We start from the raw sequence: 15,922 nt of genomic DNA, 5'->3' as shown, positions 1-15,922 counted from the left end.
GGGCGACCTCGCGGACCGTGGCCCCGGTGCTGCATCGCTCGGCTCCGGCGGGGTGCTGCACCGCTCGGGTCCCGCCGGCGACGGCGGTGCCCGATCCCGACCGGAGGTCCCCTTCGCGCCATGACGCTGGCGGCTGCGTCGCCACAGGCGCCGCCAGGCCTGATGATTCCACCAGCCGGCGCTACGCCGCCAACCACGCCAGTGCGGCCACGACGGCGGCAGCGGTGCCGGTCCGCAGGGTCGGCCGCATCACGGGCGCGAACGTGGGCGAGTGGTTGCCCGGGACATCCTCGGCCAGAGTGCCCCGCGCCGCAGCGGTCCGGTAGAGGTCCGGGTCGATGCCGCCGATGGCCCAGTAGGTGTACGGGGCTCCCAGCGCGTCAGGCACCGCCGAGAAGTCCTCACTGGCGGTCTGACGCCCGAAGTCTCCGGCCGCCTCACCGAAGTACTCGCGAAACGCGGCGGTGACCCTCGCGGTGACGTCCGGGTCGTTGTCGGTCAACGGGTAGCGGTCGTAGCTCTCGAACTTCGGCTCCCGCGGTGACCCCGAGGCCGCGCACTCCGCGCGGACGATCCGCCTCACGGCGGCGACCATCCGCGCCCGGGTCTGCTCGCTGTAGGCACGCAGGTTCAGCTCGAGCAACGCATGGTCGTCGATGATGTTGCTCTTCGCGCCCACGGCGATCCGGCCCACCGTGAGGACCGCGAACTCCCCGGGGGGCAGCTCCCGGGAGACCACGGTCTGCAGGCGGATGACGATCATGGCGGCAAGCACCGCGGGATCGACGGCCAGGTGCGGCATCGACCCGTGGCTGCCGCGACCGTAGACCGTCACCCGCACACTCTCCGCGAGCGAGAGGAACGGGCCCGAGCGGGTCCCGACGGTGCCGGCAGGATGGGCCAGGACATGCTGGCCGAAGACGACGTCCGGCTTCGGGACCAGCGCGGCCAGCCCGTCAGCGACCATGCGGTCAGCGCCCTCGGCGAGCTCCTCCGCCGGTTGGAACAGCGCCACGAACGTCCCGCGCCAGGACGGCGTCGATCCCGCGAGAAGACGCGCCGCCCCGAGCAGGCAGGCGACGTGGACGTCGTGACCGCAGGCGTGCATCACGGGCACTTCGTTCCCGGCACCTCCGTCGTGCGCACGGCGCTGGCATAGGGCAGCCCGGTCGCCTCCGCGACCGGCAGCGCGTCCATGTCGGCCCGCATCAGCACCACCGGCCCGTCGCCGTTGACGAGCACCCCGACGACGCCGGTGCCCCCAACGTTCTCGTGCACCACGAACCCCAGCTGCCGCAGCTCCGCCGCGACCACCCCCGCCGTGCGCGTCTCCTGATGGCCGAGCTCGGGATGCGCGTGCAGGTCCCGGTACAACCCCTCCTGCCACTCCCCGATCTCCGCCTGACCACGAAGGACCGCCTCGACGGCTGACGCAGCACTCATCCAGATCCTCCCCACCATGAGCGTCAAGTTCCTGGGTCCGTCCACGGCGGACAATCGCGCGCGTGACGGCGGCGACCAGCATCCCCCGCACGGCCTCGCGGTGCATGCCGTCTGCTCGCGATGGCTCCGCAACCGATGTCGCGCCGTCGCTGGCGTCGCGCGGGCCGCAACCCCGGTGATGATCCCGGCGGTTTCACCGGCGCGGCGCCGGCGCCGCCCTCGGCAACCTGGCACCGTGGCTCTGGTCCCCGCTGCCCTCGCCCTCACGCTGCCGCGCACCCGGTGAGGACTACGGCGCTCTGCCGCCGACGTCTGTGAGAACGCAGTCCGGAGGTGATTGCTGCGTTCTGACAGGCGGCCAGGGACTCGTCGATCCGCCTGCCGTCGGAACGGTCGCGGCGCACTCCACCATCCCGTATATGGACGCCCACCTCTTGACAGTCCTACTCCCCTCTGCGAGTCTGCCAAAACGATTCGGCAACGAGGGCGATCCCACGGAGGTCTCGATGAAGAGAGTTCGGCAGGTCGGCACGACCGTCATGGTCACGGCCACCGCCTCGATCCTGGCGGCATGCGGCGGGAGCGGTGGCACCGACGGCGGCGACGCCTCCAGCACCGGAGAGGTCACCGTCTGGGCTCACCAGGGGCAGGAGTCGGAGGTCCAGGCCCTCGAGGAGATCATCGAGGACTTCAACACCTCTCAGCAGGAGTACACCGCGACGCTGCAGTTCGTCCCTGAGGCTGACTACACGAGCACCCTGACCACCACGGACCCGGGCGAGCTGCCGGACGTCCTGGAGTACGACGGGCCGATGATGGCCTCACTGGTCCACGCCGGCAAGCTCGCCCCGGTCGGCGACCTGGTGGCCCCCGAGACACTCAAGAACCAGACGGCGTCCGTGCTCGCCCAAAACACCTTCCCCGGCGACTCGAAGGTCTACGGCATCTCCCAGTTCGACGCGTCGCTGGGGATTTACGGCAACAGGGAGCTTCTCGACGCCGCCGGCGTGGACTACCCCGAGGGCCTCGACGACGCCTGGACCGCCGAGGAGTTCGAGGCCGCGCTGAAGTCCCTCCAGGCGTCGGACCCGGACGGGCAGGTGCTCGACATCAAGGAGAACTACGGCGCCGAGTGGCCGACCTACGGCTTCCTCCCCGTGCTCTGGTCCGCGGGCGAGCGGCTCGTCGAGGACGGCCAGGCGGACGGTCACCTCAACAGCGCCTCCGCCGTCGCAGCGGTCGAGCGGTTCGCGGCCTGGCGGCCCTTCGTGGACCCGAACACCGACGACGCGGCCTTCGTCGACGAGCGGGTCGCGCTGAGCTGGGTCGGGCACTGGGTGTACAACACCTACGCCGAGGCGCTGGGTGACAAGCTCGTCGTCCTGCCCCTGCCGGACTTCGGCCAGGGCCCCAAGAGCGGTCAGGGCTCATGGGCCTGGGGCGTGAACCCGGAGTCCGAGAACGCCGAGGGTGCCGCTGCGTTCCTCGATCACCTCGCCTCCGACGATGCGGTCACCACCATGACAATGGCGAACGCTGCGCCCCCGGCGACCACGAGCGCCGTTGGGGCCAGCGAGCTCTACGGCCCGGAGGGGCCGCTCGCGCTGTTCGCCGACTCCCTCGAGCGCACATGCGGAGACGGCGCCCTCAGCCCGGGTTGCGTGGCGGTGCCGCGCCCGGTCACGCCCGCCTACCCGGTCATCAGCCAGCAGTTCTCGGAGGCCTTCTTCGGGGCCTACGAGGGCGGCGACGCCCAGGAGCTGCTCGACAAGGCCGCCCGCACGATCGATCTGGATTACCAGGACAACGACGGCTACGGCCTCCGCTGAGCCGGCACCGGGGTGGGGAGGCGCTCGCCGCCCACCCCGGCCTGGGAAGGAGAACTGATGACAGTGGCACCAGCGCCCCGCACCCGCCGGCGCGCCGGCGGCCGACCGGACGCGGGGACCGGCTGGGCGATGTTCGCACCCGCCGGCGTCGCGCTCGCCGTGTTCGTCGTCGTGCCGTTCCTCTTGGCAGGCTGGCTCTCGCTGCACAACGTCCGCCTCGACACCCCGGCGCCGCCCAGCTGGATGGGGTTGGAGCAGTACCGCCGGATCCTGCTCGACCCGGACTTCAGCGCGGAGTTCTACCGCGGCCTGCTCAACAACACCGTCTTCGCCGCAGTGGTGGTCCCCCTCCAGACCGCGCTCGCCCTCGGCCTCGCCCTGCTGCTCAACCGTCCGCTGCGCGCGATGGCCTTCTTCCGCACGTTCTTCTTCATGCCGGTGGTCTTCCCGATGGCCCTTGTCGCGGTCGTGTGGAAGGCGATCTACTCCCGCGGTGAGCTCGGCATGCTGAACGCGGTGGTCGACACGCTCTCGCTGGGGCGACTGGGACCGTACGACTGGCTCGGTGATCCCCGCACGGCGCTTGCAGCGATCATCGTCATGTCCGTGTGGCAGGGCGCCGGCCTGCAGATGGTCATCATCCTCGCCGGCCTCCAGGGCATCCCCCAGCAGCTGTACGAGGCCGCGTCCCTGGACCGCGCCGGCCGGTGGCGGCAGTTCCGGCACGTCACCCTCCCGGGCCTGCGCAACACCCTCGTCTTCGTGGTGCTCGTGACGACGATCTTGTCCTTCCGGCTCTTCGACCAGATCTACATCATGACCCAGGGCGGGCCCCAGCAGTCGACGACCACGGTGATGTACCAGGCAGTGACCAGCGCGTTCGATGCGAACAACGTGGGGCGCGCGTCGGCCATCACGGTTCTGTTCTTCCTCATCGTGCTGTCAGTCGCGCTCCTGCAGCGCCGCCTTCTGAGAGAGGAACGTGAGGTGTCGTGACCGCCGGACGCCGCAGGAACCCGGTGCGGACCCTCCTCACCTACGTCGCGCTCACCGTGCTCGCCCTCGCCTTCGTCGCCCCCGTCGCCTACCTCGTCATCGGCAGCCTGAAGCCGTCGAACGAGGTGATCGACGGTCTGGCCGGGTTCGCGCCGGCGAACCTCTCCCTCGACAACTACAACGGCATGCTGGACCGTTTCGACAGCCCGGCGACGGGCTACTTCGGCGACTTCTACCTCACCTCGCTGCTGGTGACGTCGGTCGTCGTGCTCGTGGGCCTGCTGGTCAACTCCGCGGCTGCCTACGCCCTGGCCAGGCTGCGCTGGTGGGGGCGCGACCTCATGGTCGTGGGGGTGGTGGCGCTGACCATCCTGCCCTTCGAGGCGATCGCCGTGCCGCTCTTCTACCTGCTCAACGACCACCGCAACACGTACTACGTCCAGTTCCTGCCGTTCGTGGCGAGCGCGTTCTCCATCTACCTCTTCTATTCCTTTTTCGTCGGCCTCCCCAAGGAGCTCGAGGAGGCGGCACGGATCGACGGCGCGGGCCCGTGGCGCACCTTCTTCAGAATCGTGGTGCCGGTGTCCCGGCCCGTCTTCGCCACGGTCACGATCCTGACGTTCCTCACCACCTGGGGGTCGTTCTTGTGGCCCGTGATGATGATCGACCAGCCGCAGCGCCGTCCGCTCCCGCTCGCCATCTCGGTCTTCCAGGGCCAGCCGCCGTACGACTGGGGCCAGATCTTCGCCTTCGGCGTGCTGATGGTCCTCCCGGTGCTCGTGGTCTTCCTGCTCTTCCAGCGGTGGTTCGTCCAGAGCCTGGCGTCCTCGGGGCTGAAGGGATGACGGCGGCGCAGCGCGCGCACGGACGGCACGCCCGCGGAGAGGCGGGAACGACATGGCGCTGACGCTGACCGACAGGTGGCTCTGGGACTTCTGGTTCGCCGTGGACGGCGCGGACGTTCACGTGTTCTACCTCCAGGCGCCCCGCGCACTCGGAGACCCGGACCTGCGCCACCAGCACGCCACCATCGGGCACGCGGTCTCCCGGGACCTGCACCGGTGGCACGTGCTCCCTGATGCCCTCGGCCCGGGACCCCTCGGCGCCTTCGACGACCTCGCCACCTGGACGGGGAGCGTCGTCCGGGCCGGCGAGCGCTGGCATATGTTCTACACGGGCGTCTCCCGTGCCGAGCACGGCGCGGTGCAGCGGGTGGGTCGCGCGAGCTCACCGGACCTCCTCACCTGGACCCGGCACGGGCCCGTGCTCGAGGCGGACCCGCGCTGGTACGAGAAGCTCCACGGTGCCGTGCGCGAGGAGGCGTGGCGTGACCCGTGGGTGTGGTGGGACGAGCCGACCGACCGGTTCCACATGCTGCTCACCGCGCGTGCGGACCGCGGGCCTCTCGACGGCCGCGGCGTCATCGGGCACGCGACCTCCGCGGACCTCGAGCACTGGGAGGCGGGCCCGCCCGTGTCGAGCCCCGGCGAGTTCTTCCACCTCGAGGTTCCCCAGCTGGTCCACCTCGGCGGGCTCTGGCGGGTCCTGTACTGCGTGACCGCCGGCGAGCACAGCGCAGCACGCCTGTCGCGGCCGGGTGTCATCGCCCACGGCGGCACTCACTACCTCGTGGCCGAGGACCGGCTGGGCCCGTACCGGCTCGAGACCGACGAGTTCCTGGTGGGCGACGAGCGAGCGCGCCACTACGCCGGGCGCATGCTCGAGCACGACGGCCGGTGGCACTTCTTCGCGTGGGAGAACCTCGACGACGCCGGCGCGTTCGTCGGTGCCCTCAGCGACCCCATGCCTGTCCTCGTCTCGCCCGACGGCACGCTGAGGGTCGGGACACCTGCGCGCGGGCGTTGAACGCGATACTGCTGTCAGGCGAACGAGCCGACCACCGCACCAGGCAGGGGACGGACCGTGACAAGAGCGAGGATCAAGGAGGTCGCCGAGCTGGCGGGCGTTTCGCCGTCCACCGTCTCGGTGGTCCTCAACGATGTCCCCGGGGCGCGCGTGAAGACGGCCACCCGCGAGCGCGTTCAGGCAGCGGCGCGCGAGCTCGGCTACCTCCCCAACGGGCTGGCGCGCGGCCTTAGGACCCGCCGCTCCGGCATTCTCGCGCTGATCAGCGATGTCATCGCGACCACGCCGTACGCCGGCCAGCTCATCCAAGGGGCGCAGGAGGCAGCCTGGGAGGCCGGGTACCTCCTCATGCTGGTCGACACCGGCGGGGACAGCGAGCTCGAGCGCAGCGCCATCCGCGCCCTGCGCCAGCAGCAGGTGGCCGGTGTCCTCTACGCCACGATGTATCACCGGCACGTCGAGGTCCCGGAGCTGCTCACCGGGCTTCCCGTCGTCCTCCTCGACGCGCGCCCGGCCCGGGGATACGTGCCCGCCGTCGTCCCCGACGAGGAGGCCGGCGCGCGTACCGCCGTCGCCGCGCTGGCCGACCACGGCCACCGCCGCATCGGCTTCGTCCTCGACCGCAACGACGGGCCCGCGGTCACGGGCCGGCTGGCCGGCTACCGCGCTGAGCTGGACGCCCGGGGGCTCCCCCGGGACGACACGCTGGTGGTCCGCGCGACCTCCAGCTCTGCCGGCGGCCGGGAGGCGGTGGCGGCTCTCCTGGACCTGCCCCAGCCGCCCACGGCCGTCTTCGCGTTCAACGACGAGATGGCCGTCGGCGCCTACCACGCCGCCGAGGACCGGGGCCTGCGCATCCCCCGCGACCTCTCCGTCGTGGGGTTCGACGATCTTTACGTGGTCGCGCGGGAGATGCGGCCAGGGCTGACCACCGTCGCTTTGCCGCACCGCGCCATGGGCGCCGTCGCCGCCCGCAGTCTCCTGCGCCTGGTGAGCGACCCGGCCGCGGCCGTCCCACCCCTGCAGCTCGTCGACTGTCCGCTCGTGCGCCGCGGCTCGGTGGCGGAGGCACCGACCGCCGTGCCCGCGCAAGCCTGAGGCCTGCGCTGTGCCCGGCGGCGTCGCCACCCGGTCGGTCAAACCTGAAGGCAGTCGCCGGGCGGGGTGACCGGTCGTGCCAGTGAGGGCAAGACCGTCAGGCGCGCGAAGTCCTCGCCCAGGCAGCCCGGCTCACGCCCTGCCGCGGCCCGGGACGCGAGAACCCCGGCACGATGGTGCCGGGGTCCTCGGTGCTGAGCTGGGCTCAGAGCGGGCGGACGTTCTCCGCCTGCGGGCCCTTGGGGCCCTGCGTCGTGTCGAACTCGACCTTCTGGTTCTCGTCGAGCGAGCGGTAACCGCTCGACGTGATGGCCGAGTAGTGGACGAAGACGTCGGCGGTGTTGTCGTCGGGGGCGATGAAGCCGAACCCCTTCTCGGCGTTGAACCACTTGACGGTTCCGGTGGCCATGGCTACTCCTTCTTGAAGCTGTCAAACGACCGCGCCAGTCGGCGGCCGTTTGTCACGGTGAATCTATGTCTGCTCCATGAAGGAACCGCAAACCCGACCGAGACCGGGGACACACAAGACTTCGACACACTGCAACCCCAGTAACAGTACGGCATGTCAGCGCGTACCGCGACGCGGGCGACCGATTTGCCCACGGCCACCCAGGATCAGGCGGAGGTCTTGCGGATCGGGTCTAGGCGCTGACCCGTGACTTGAGACAGCGCGTCCGTGAGGAGCGCGACGAGCGCGTCCAGCTGCACGTCGGTCGAGGAGGACATCTCCTCGTCCGACCCGTCGAGCGCCCTGGCGGCGAGCCCCGCCTTGCTGTCGATCAGCTCCGCGATCCGCGCGTCGAGGGTCTGTGCGGCGATGATCCGCCACGCCGTGACCGGCTCCTCCTGCCCGATGCGGTGGATGCGGTCGATGGCCTGTGTCTGCTCCGCGTCGGTCCACGAGAGCTCCGCGAGCACCATGTTGGAGGCGACCTGCAGGTTGAGCCCGACCCCGGCGGCAGTCAGCGAGCAGACCGCGACGGCGACGTCAGGATCTTCTCTGAAGGCGTCGACATTCTTCTGCCGTGCCGACGCCGTCTGATCGCCACGAATCGACGCGAATCGAATCCCGCGCCGGGCGAAGGACTCCTCGGCGGTGTCCATCACGTCGATGTGCTTCGCGAAGAAGACGACCTTGCCGACACTGCGCGCGAGCTGTGCGGCGTAGTCGGCCGCGAGGCCTGCCTTCGCCTGGCCGATGCGTCGCATCATGCTGAAGACGTTCTCGTCGGACTTGGTGGTGGCCTTGTCGGCCCTCTCCCACCTGGCGACCTGACGCACGAGGTCATGGTCGATGCCCTCGACGACGACGTTGGTATGACGCGCCTCGAGCGCCTTCTCGTAGCGCGACACGAGGCGACGCGTGAGCGCGCGCTCGGCCGCGCGGATCGACCGCCCGGCCTCGTCGTCGAGCTCGACGGGCAGATCGGCGACGCGACGGGCCGGGATGTCGGCGGCCACGTCGATCTTGCGGCGACGAACGATCCCGCGGTCGATCACGCTGGTGCGTGCCGCGGCGTAGAAGGCGTGGTCGGCGGGAGTCAGGCCGGTCTCCTCAAGAGCCTCCATCAGCTCGCCGAGCGGCTTCTTGTCGTCGATCCAGCCCAGGAACTGCCAGATGGCGCGGAAGTCCTCGATGTCGTTGATCAGCGGGGTGCCGGTGAGGGCCATCAGCAGCGGACTCCCCGTGCGGGAGCGGATGCGCTCGGAGATCTGCAGCACGTGCTGGGAGCGCTGCGACTTCTTGTTCTTGATGTAGTGCGCCTCGTCGACCACCATGCCGCGGAACCCGAGGTCGCCGAGCCACCCCACGTGCCGGTCGAGCACCTCGTAGTTGATGATGACGATGTCCGCAAAGCCGTCGACCGTGTCACCGTCTCCGTGGATCACGGTCGCGCGACGGTGGGGTGTCCAGAGACCGGCTTCGCGTGCCCAGTTGGTCTTGACGACGTTCGGCACGACGACGAGCAACGGGTAGGCGTTCGCCGCCTGCGCGGCAAGCAGCGCCTGTGCCGTCTTGCCCAGACCGGGCTCATCGGCGAGCAGGAAGGTCCGGTGCCCCGCCGCGGCGGCAGCAACCATTCGCGCCTGGTGCGGCATCAGCTGGAGGCCGCTCGGTACGCGGACCGACGACGGCTCGGGCAGGTCCATGCAGGACGAGGACCCGCCGATCTCGAACGACCTGAACAGGGGCTCGAGCAGCTCCCAGCCGGCCAGGCGGCGCGGCTGAGCCCTCCGCCTGTCGACGGCCGAGAAGTCTGGTGCGAGGAAGGGGTTGGCGAGCTGCCGCGACACGACCGACTGTGGCACGACGCGGCGCGGAGGGGGCGCGGAAGTCGCGGGAGGCTCCGTCGCGACCTCGTCGGGGGCCACCTCGACGCCGATCTCATGCAGCAGCTCGCGCTTGAGCGACCTGGCACCGTCCGTGAGGACCGCGTCGGCGCCGAGCAGCGCCAGCAAGGACGTATCGCGGGCCGCAGTCTTCGCGAGGATGGTGGCGATGCCGTCGAGGCGCTTGAGCTGCTCGCCGCGCCGGGCTTCACCGATGGTCGTGTCCGCCTTCAGCCGGGCACGCTCCTCGCGCACCAGCAGCGCGACGACCTGGAACTTCGTGCGTACCGAAGGCGCCTTTCGACCGCGCTGCACGGCCGCCTCGACCTCCCGCGCGACCCGGGCGAGCACCGGCATGATGCCGTCGTCGTCGTGGTTGCGGGCCCGTCGCTGATTGCGTGGAGCGGTACTGCGCGCGCCCGACTGGCGCTGGGCTCCTCGAGCCACAGAGTCCTCCTCTAGCGTTTCCGACCGGTCACCACGGCGGGGACAAACCCGCGCACAGCCCCGCGGCCCGGCCGCTGGACGTCGATGGAAGCGGGCCTGACTTGGCCCTCCGGGACGTGAGCCGGCCTCGCGGATCTACGTAGAGATCGACGCGTCGCACTCGAACGGCCCGCCCACCGTGGAACCTCCGACCCCTCGCACGAGGGCCGATCACCGATCTCAGCGCACGGCTCGTCGTCGCGAGCGGTCCGTGATGGGAGTCGGTGAGGTTCTCATGCTACCGCCTGTCTCAGGTGCAGGGCACGGCCATCTCCACGACCCCTGCGGCCGCGAGACCACGAGGACCACGAGGATTGCGAGGATTGCATGGATTACGAGAACCAGCATCGCCGTGGTTCCAGCCGCCATCGAGGGCACCACTGCGAGAACCCCCGCTTGTGCGGTCTGGGCGTCTGCCGGATCATTCCTGCGACGGAGATCCAGACGGCATCATGCCCAGCGGACGCGCACGAAGGAGTGCGGAGTGCTGATCACCGAACGGACACCGACGAGCCAGGCGCTGAAGGAAACTCGGGTCATCGCCATCCTCCGCGCCGTGGACGCAGCGCGCGCCGGGGACGTCGTCGGGGTCCTCGTCGAGAACGGCATCCGCTGCCTCGAGCTGACGCTGACCACCCGCGGCGCCCTCGACGTCGTCCAGACTCTCGCCCGGAACCTGCCGAACGGCATCGACCTCGGCGTCGGCACGGTACTCACCGTCGAGGACGTCCAGCGCTGCGCCGACGCCGGCGCCCGGTTCGTCGTCTCGCCCACCGTGGTCCCTGAGGTCGTCGCGGCCGCCTCCGCGCGCGGGCTCGCCGCCTACCCCGGCGCCCTCTCCCCCACCGAGATCCAGCTCGCCTGGGAGGCCGGCGCGAGCGCGGTCAAGCTCTTCCCGGGCGGCGCCCTCGGCCCGGGCTACCTCAAGGCGATCCGCGCCCCGCTACCGGACATCCCGATCATCCCGACCGGCGGCATCGACATCGCCTCCGTCCGCGCGTGGCTGGACGCCGGCGCCTACGCCGTCGGCCTCGGTAGCCCGCTCATCGGGAGAGCCCTCGACGGCGACGGCGACCTCAGCGCCCTCGCCGAGCGTGCCCGCGCCGTGCTCACCGAGGCGGCAGCATGACGGAAAGGGCGGCCGGGCTCGTCACGCTCGGGGAGACCCTCGGGCTCCTCGTGGCGGACGACGTCGGACCGCTCTCCCTGGCCCGCCACATGACCCTGTCCATGGGAGGGGCGGAGTCCAACGTCGCCATCGGCGTCGCACGACTCGGGATCCCCGCCACGTGGATCGGCCGCCTCGGCCGGGACCCGGTCGGGGACCTCGTGGAGCGGCAGCTGCTCGCCGAGGGCGTGCACTGCCTCGCGACCCGGGACCCGGCGCCCACCGCGCTCATGCTGCGCGAGCGACGCACGTCCACCACGGCCAACGTCATCTATTACCGCCGCGGCAGCGCCGGCTCGCACCTGGCCCCGGAGGACCTTCCCGACGGCGTCATCGAGGGCGCCGCCGTCCTCCACCTCACGGGGATCACTCCGGCGCTCGGCCCGCGACCTGCGGCCGCCGTCAGGGAGGCGCTGCGCCGTGCCAGGGAAGGCGGGGTGCCAGTCTCGCTGGATCTCAACTACCGCTCCCGGCTGTGGGACGCCGCCACGGCGGCCCCGGTGTTCCGCGAGCACGTCGCGGCCGCCGACATAGTCTTCGCTGGCGACGACGAGGCCCGGATCGCCCTCGGCGAGGACTTCGCCGAGGCCGGGCCGGACCGGCTCGCCGCAGGGCTGAAGGAGCTGGGCCCCCGGGAGGTCGTCATCAAGCTCGGCCGGCGCGGAGCGACCGCCCTGCTCGACGGTGAGCTCATGGAGGCCCCACCCGTGCCGGTGCAGGCCGTGGACAGCGTCGGAGCCGGGGACGCGTTCGTGGCCGGCTACCTCGCCTACCGCGTCCTCGGCGCCGACCCCGCCGAACGACTGCGCATCACCGCGATCACCGGCGCCTTCGCCGTCACCGCGCCCGGCGACTGGGAGGCGTTCCCCCGGCCGCACGAGCTCACCCTGCTCACCGCCCAGGAGGACGTCCAACGCTGACCGCCGCCTCCTCGGCGGCTCCCTCGGTTCTTCCGACATCCCAGGAAGGCAGCTCTGAGATGGCCATCGACGAATCGCTCCGCTCGTTCCCCACCAAGTACCTTCCCTACCCGCAGCTCCGCGATCTGCCGGCTCCCCCGGCGAACCAGTGGAAGTTCGTGGGACCAGGCATCGTGGCCGCCGGCGTCGGTATGGCCAGCGGCGAGTTCATCCTCTTCCCCTACATCGCGTCGCAGGTGGGTCTGGCCTTCGTGTGGGCGGCGCTGGTGGGGCTGATCACCCAGTACTTCCTCAACATGGAGATCGAGCGCTACACGCTCGCGACCGGCGAGACCATCCTCACCGGGTTCAGCCGCATGTGGCGCCACTGGGGGCTCGTCTTCGCCATCGGCGCCTACTTCGCCAACATCTGGCCCGCGTGGGCGACGAGCTCGGCCACCCTCATCACCTACATCTTCGGCGGCAGCGTCGAGATCATCGCGATCGTCATCCTCCTGCTGGTCGGCGCGATCCTCACCCTGGCACCGATCGTCTACAACGCCCTCGAACGGGCGCAGATGATCAAGGTCGCCGCGCTCCTCATCCTCATCGTCGTCGGCGCCCTGCTCGCCATCGGTCCGGCGTGGCGGGACGTGCCCACCATCGTGACGGAGCCGCAGTTCCCCGCCGCGACCCTCGGCTTCGCCCTCCTCATGAGCGCGATGGCGTTCGCCGGCGCCGGTGGCGGTCAGAACCTCTGCCAGAGCAACTGGATCCGGGACAAGGGGTTCGGCATGGGGGCCTACGTGCCGAAGATCGTCTCCCCCATCACGGGCCAGCCCGAGGCCCGCGGCCGCGTCGGGTTCATCTTCCGACCCACGCCGGAGAACCTGGCGAACTGGCGCGGATGGTGGCGCTTCGCCAACAAGGAGCAGCTGCTCACCTTCGTGCTCATCTCGTTCCTGTCCATCATGTTCATGTCGATGCTCGCCTACGCCACCGTCTTCGGCCGCGAGGGGCTGGCGTCGGACATCTCCTTCCTCGAGGTCGAGGGCAACGTGCTGATGGACCGGGTGGGCACCTGGTTCGGCTACTTCTTCTGGGTGATCGGCGCCATCGCCCTGTTCATGGCGGCGCTCGGCATCGTCGACTACACCAGCCGGCTCGCGGCCGACGTGCTCAAGACGGCGTACCTGCCCAACGTCTCCGAGTCCAAGCTCTACGCGGGCCTCGTCTGGGGCCTGTGCCTCATCGGCATCATCGTCATCGCTGTCGGGCTGGGCCAGCCGCTGCTCCTCATCGTCATCGCGGCGGTCACCGGCGGCACGATGATGTTCGTCTACTCGATGCTGCTGCTCGTCACCAACCGCAAGATGCTGCCCAAGCCGATCCGCATCAGCGGGTTCCGGGCCGGCACGATGATCTGGTCCTTCCTGCTCTTCGGCGTGCTCGCGTTCCTCGCCTTCCAGCAGCAGATCTCGAACCTTCTCGGCGGCGGGGCCTGAGGCAGCCATGCGGATCGTCATCACGGACTGCGACCACCCCGACGTCGACATCGAGCGCCGCGCCGCCGCCGACGGCGGCGTCGAACTCCGGCTCGAGCAGTGCCGGACCGAGGACGACGTCGTCGCCCGGTGCGCCGACGCGGACGGGCTGCTCGTCCAGTACGCGCCGATCACCGGGCGGGTGCTCGATGCGCTGCCCGGGCTCAAGGTGGTGAGCCGCTACGGCGTCGGGGTCGACACGGTCGACGTCGCGGCGGCGAGCCGGCGCGGGGTGGTGGTGGCGAACGTCCCGGACTACGGCACCGAGGAGGTGAGCGACCACGCCGTCGCCCTGCTGCTCACGCTGGCGCGGGCGACGGCGTGGTACGACGCCTCGGTCAAGGCCGGCTCCTGGGACGCCGCGCTGCAGCGACCGCTGCACCGCATCCAAGGGAGCGTGCTCGGGGTCGTCGGGTTCGGGGCCATCGGCCGCGTCGTGGCCCGCAAGGCCCGCGGGCTCGGGTACGAGGTCATCGCCCACGAGGTGACGGCGGACCCCGGCACGACCGCCGACGACGGCACGCCGTTCGTCACCCTGGCGGACCTCCTCGCCCGGTCCCACGCGGTGAGCCTGCACGTCCCCTACCTGCCGGCCACCCATCACCTCCTCGACGAGCGGCGGCTCCGGCTCATGCGGCCGGAGGCGCTGCTGGTCAACACCGCCCGGGGCGGGCTCATCGACATCCAGGCCCTGATGCGGGTGCTGGACTCGGGGCTCCTGCGCGGGGTGGCGCTGGACGTGCTCGAGTCAGAGCCGCCCGACAGGTCCGACCCCGTGCTGCGCCACCCCCGGGTGGTGGTGACCCCGCACGCCGGCTGGTACTCCGAGGAGTCGATGGGCACCCTGAAGGCCCGCTGCGTGCGCAACGCACTCGACGCCCTGGCCGGGCGGCCGGTCGCGTACGCGGTGACCCCGTGAGGATCACGTCCCTGACGACCTACGTGGTGCCCCCGCGGTGGCTGTTCCTCAAGGTGGAGACGGACACGGGCATCACCGGATGGGGCGAGCCGGTGCTCGAGGGCCGGGCGGCCACGGTGGCCACGGCGGTCGAGGAGCTGGCCGACTACCTCGTCGGCATGGACCCGCTCCGCATCGAGGACCACTGGACGGTCCTCTACCGCGGCGGGTTCTACCGTGGCGGCCCGGTCCTGATGAGCGCCCTGGCCGGGATCGACCAGGCGCTGTGGGACATCGCCGGCAAGCACCACGGCGTGCCGGTCCACGAGCTGCTCGGCGGCCGCGTGCGCGACCGCATCAAGGTCTACTCGTGGATCGGCGGGGACCGGCCCGGCGAGACGGCGCGCGCCGCCCGGGCCGCCGTCGGGCGCGGCTTCCACGCGGTCAAGATGAACGGCACCGCAGAGCTGCAGTACGTCGACACCTGGGAGAAGGTCGAGAAGTGCGTCGCGAGCGTGGCGGCCGTGCGGGACGCCGTGGGGCCGCACGTGGGGATCGGGGTGGACTTCCACGGCCGGGTGCACCGGCCGATGGCCAAGGTCCTGCTGAAGGAGCTGGAGCCCTTCCACCTGATGTTCGTCGAGGAGCCGGTGCTCAGCGAGCACGTGCCGGCGGTCGTCGACGTGCTGCGCTCGGCACCGATGCCCATCGCCCTGGGCGAGCGGCTCTACTCGCGCTGGGACTTCCGGGATCTGCTCGCCTCCGGTGCTGTCGACGTAGCCCAGCCGGACCCCTCGCACGCCGGCGGCATCACGGAGACCCGCAAGATCGCCACACTGGCCGAGGCGTACGACGTCGCGCTGGCCCTGCACTGCCCGCTCGGGCCCATCGCGCTGGCCGCCTGCCTGCAGCTCGACGCCGTCAGCTACAACGCCTTCATCCAGGAGCAGAGCCTCGGGATCCACTACAACGTCGGCAACGACCTGCTGGACTACGTCCTGGAGCCCACGGCGTTCACCTACGACCACGGCTGGGTGACCATCCCCTCCGGGTCGGGGCTGGGCATCGAGGTCGACGAGAACTACGTACGCGAGCGCGCCGCCGCCGGGCACCGGTGGCGCAACCCCATATGGCGGCATGACGACGGCTCCCTCGCGGAATGGTGAGTGATGGTCCCACCGCCGGCCGCTCGAGGAGCTCAACGCGAGCCGGCGCCCGCCCCTGCAGCCAGATGGCCGGCGTCTTCCGCCGTCCTCCCTGCCAGGATCAGGCGGCCGCCGCCAGGGGATCAAGGTCAAGCGCCGCCACAGAGTGGTGTATCGGTAGCCCGGTGAGCGTGTCGTCGTCGACGAGTGCGGTCACCG

Annotated in this window: 14 protein-coding genes; 10 read left to right on the top strand and 4 right to left on the bottom strand. The window is 70.8% G+C overall.

The window, feature by feature from the left end; translation table 11 throughout:
- Positions 1–181 precede the first annotated feature (181 nt).
- Entirely contained in the window at positions 182–1,108 is a 927-nt protein-coding gene (locus ACF0H8_RS10240; protein WP_395290863.1) for an amidohydrolase, read from the bottom strand.
- Positions 1,108–1,443 carry a hypothetical protein gene (locus ACF0H8_RS10235; protein WP_395288827.1) on the bottom strand — a complete coding sequence of 112 codons (336 nt, stop codon included), beginning with the start codon at positions 1,441–1,443 and terminating at the stop codon, positions 1,108–1,110. Before ACF0H8_RS10235 ends, ACF0H8_RS10240 begins: the two co-directional genes overlap by 1 nt.
- 506 nt (positions 1,444–1,949) lie before the next feature.
- On the opposite strand from ACF0H8_RS10235, the gene ACF0H8_RS10230 reads away from it, so the two are divergent.
- From ACF0H8_RS10230 to ACF0H8_RS10210, 5 genes are read left to right on the top strand one after another with little or no spacing between them, the layout of a single operon-like run.
- A complete protein-coding gene (locus tag ACF0H8_RS10230) occupies positions 1,950–3,272 on the top strand; it encodes an extracellular solute-binding protein (RefSeq protein WP_395288826.1) in 1,323 nt (440 codons plus the stop codon).
- Positions 3,273–3,329: 57 nt separating this feature from the next.
- On the top strand, positions 3,330–4,268 hold the full coding sequence (locus ACF0H8_RS10225; RefSeq protein WP_395288825.1) for a carbohydrate ABC transporter permease: 939 nt from the start codon (positions 3,330–3,332) through the stop codon (positions 4,266–4,268).
- Positions 4,265–5,113, top strand: a complete 849-nt coding sequence (locus tag ACF0H8_RS10220) for a carbohydrate ABC transporter permease (RefSeq protein WP_395288824.1) — start codon at positions 4,265–4,267, stop codon at positions 5,111–5,113. The genes ACF0H8_RS10225 and ACF0H8_RS10220 overlap by 4 nt, the downstream gene beginning before the upstream one ends.
- A 52-nt stretch (positions 5,114–5,165) precedes the next feature.
- A complete protein-coding gene (locus ACF0H8_RS10215; RefSeq protein WP_395288823.1) occupies positions 5,166–6,134 on the top strand; it encodes a glycosyl hydrolase family 32 in 969 nt (322 codons plus the stop codon).
- Between the two features lie 57 nt (positions 6,135–6,191).
- The gene (locus tag ACF0H8_RS10210) at positions 6,192–7,232 is read left to right on the top strand and encodes a LacI family DNA-binding transcriptional regulator (RefSeq protein ID WP_395288822.1); all 1,041 of its coding nucleotides are present in this window, start codon (positions 6,192–6,194) and stop codon (positions 7,230–7,232) included.
- Positions 7,233–7,437: 205 nt separating this feature from the next.
- Here ACF0H8_RS10210 and ACF0H8_RS10205 read toward each other — a convergent pair whose 3' ends face one another.
- Both ACF0H8_RS10205 and ACF0H8_RS10200 read right to left on the bottom strand, forming a co-directional pair.
- A complete protein-coding gene (locus ACF0H8_RS10205; RefSeq protein WP_395288821.1) occupies positions 7,438–7,641 on the bottom strand; it encodes a cold-shock protein in 204 nt (67 codons plus the stop codon).
- 206 nt (positions 7,642–7,847) lie between these two features.
- On the bottom strand, positions 7,848–10,010 hold the full coding sequence (locus tag ACF0H8_RS10200; protein WP_395288820.1) for a DEAD/DEAH box helicase: 2,163 nt from the start codon (positions 10,008–10,010) through the stop codon (positions 7,848–7,850).
- 523 nt (positions 10,011–10,533) lie between these two features.
- On the opposite strand from ACF0H8_RS10200, the gene ACF0H8_RS10195 reads away from it, so the two are divergent.
- From ACF0H8_RS10195 to dgoD, 5 genes are read left to right on the top strand one after another with little or no spacing between them, the layout of a single operon-like run.
- Positions 10,534–11,178 (top strand): bifunctional 4-hydroxy-2-oxoglutarate aldolase/2-dehydro-3-deoxy-phosphogluconate aldolase, encoded by a 645-nt coding sequence (locus ACF0H8_RS10195; protein WP_395288819.1) that lies wholly within the window; start codon positions 10,534–10,536, stop codon positions 11,176–11,178.
- Complete coding sequence (locus ACF0H8_RS10190) at positions 11,175–12,137, top strand: sugar kinase (RefSeq protein ID WP_395288818.1); 963 nt, start codon at positions 11,175–11,177, stop codon at positions 12,135–12,137. The genes ACF0H8_RS10195 and ACF0H8_RS10190 overlap by 4 nt, the downstream gene beginning before the upstream one ends.
- 59 nt (positions 12,138–12,196) lie before the next feature.
- Positions 12,197–13,621 carry an Nramp family divalent metal transporter gene (locus ACF0H8_RS10185; protein WP_395288817.1) on the top strand — a complete coding sequence of 475 codons (1,425 nt, stop codon included), beginning with the start codon at positions 12,197–12,199 and terminating at the stop codon, positions 13,619–13,621.
- Positions 13,622–13,628: 7 nt separating this feature from the next.
- The gene (locus ACF0H8_RS10180) at positions 13,629–14,579 is read left to right on the top strand and encodes a C-terminal binding protein (protein WP_395288816.1); all 951 of its coding nucleotides are present in this window, start codon (positions 13,629–13,631) and stop codon (positions 14,577–14,579) included.
- Positions 14,576–15,724 carry a galactonate dehydratase gene (gene dgoD, locus ACF0H8_RS10175; RefSeq protein ID WP_395288815.1) on the top strand — a complete coding sequence of 383 codons (1,149 nt, stop codon included), beginning with the start codon at positions 14,576–14,578 and terminating at the stop codon, positions 15,722–15,724. Before ACF0H8_RS10180 ends, dgoD begins: the two co-directional genes overlap by 4 nt.
- Positions 15,725–15,922: the final 198 nt, after the last annotated feature.

The organism is Georgenia sp. AZ-5 (assembly GCF_043952095.1).
Lineage (GTDB): Bacteria > Actinomycetota > Actinomycetes > Actinomycetales > Actinomycetaceae > Georgenia.
The sequence above is the reverse complement of the archived record's forward strand: the minus strand, read 5'-3'. Positions and strand labels throughout refer to the sequence as shown.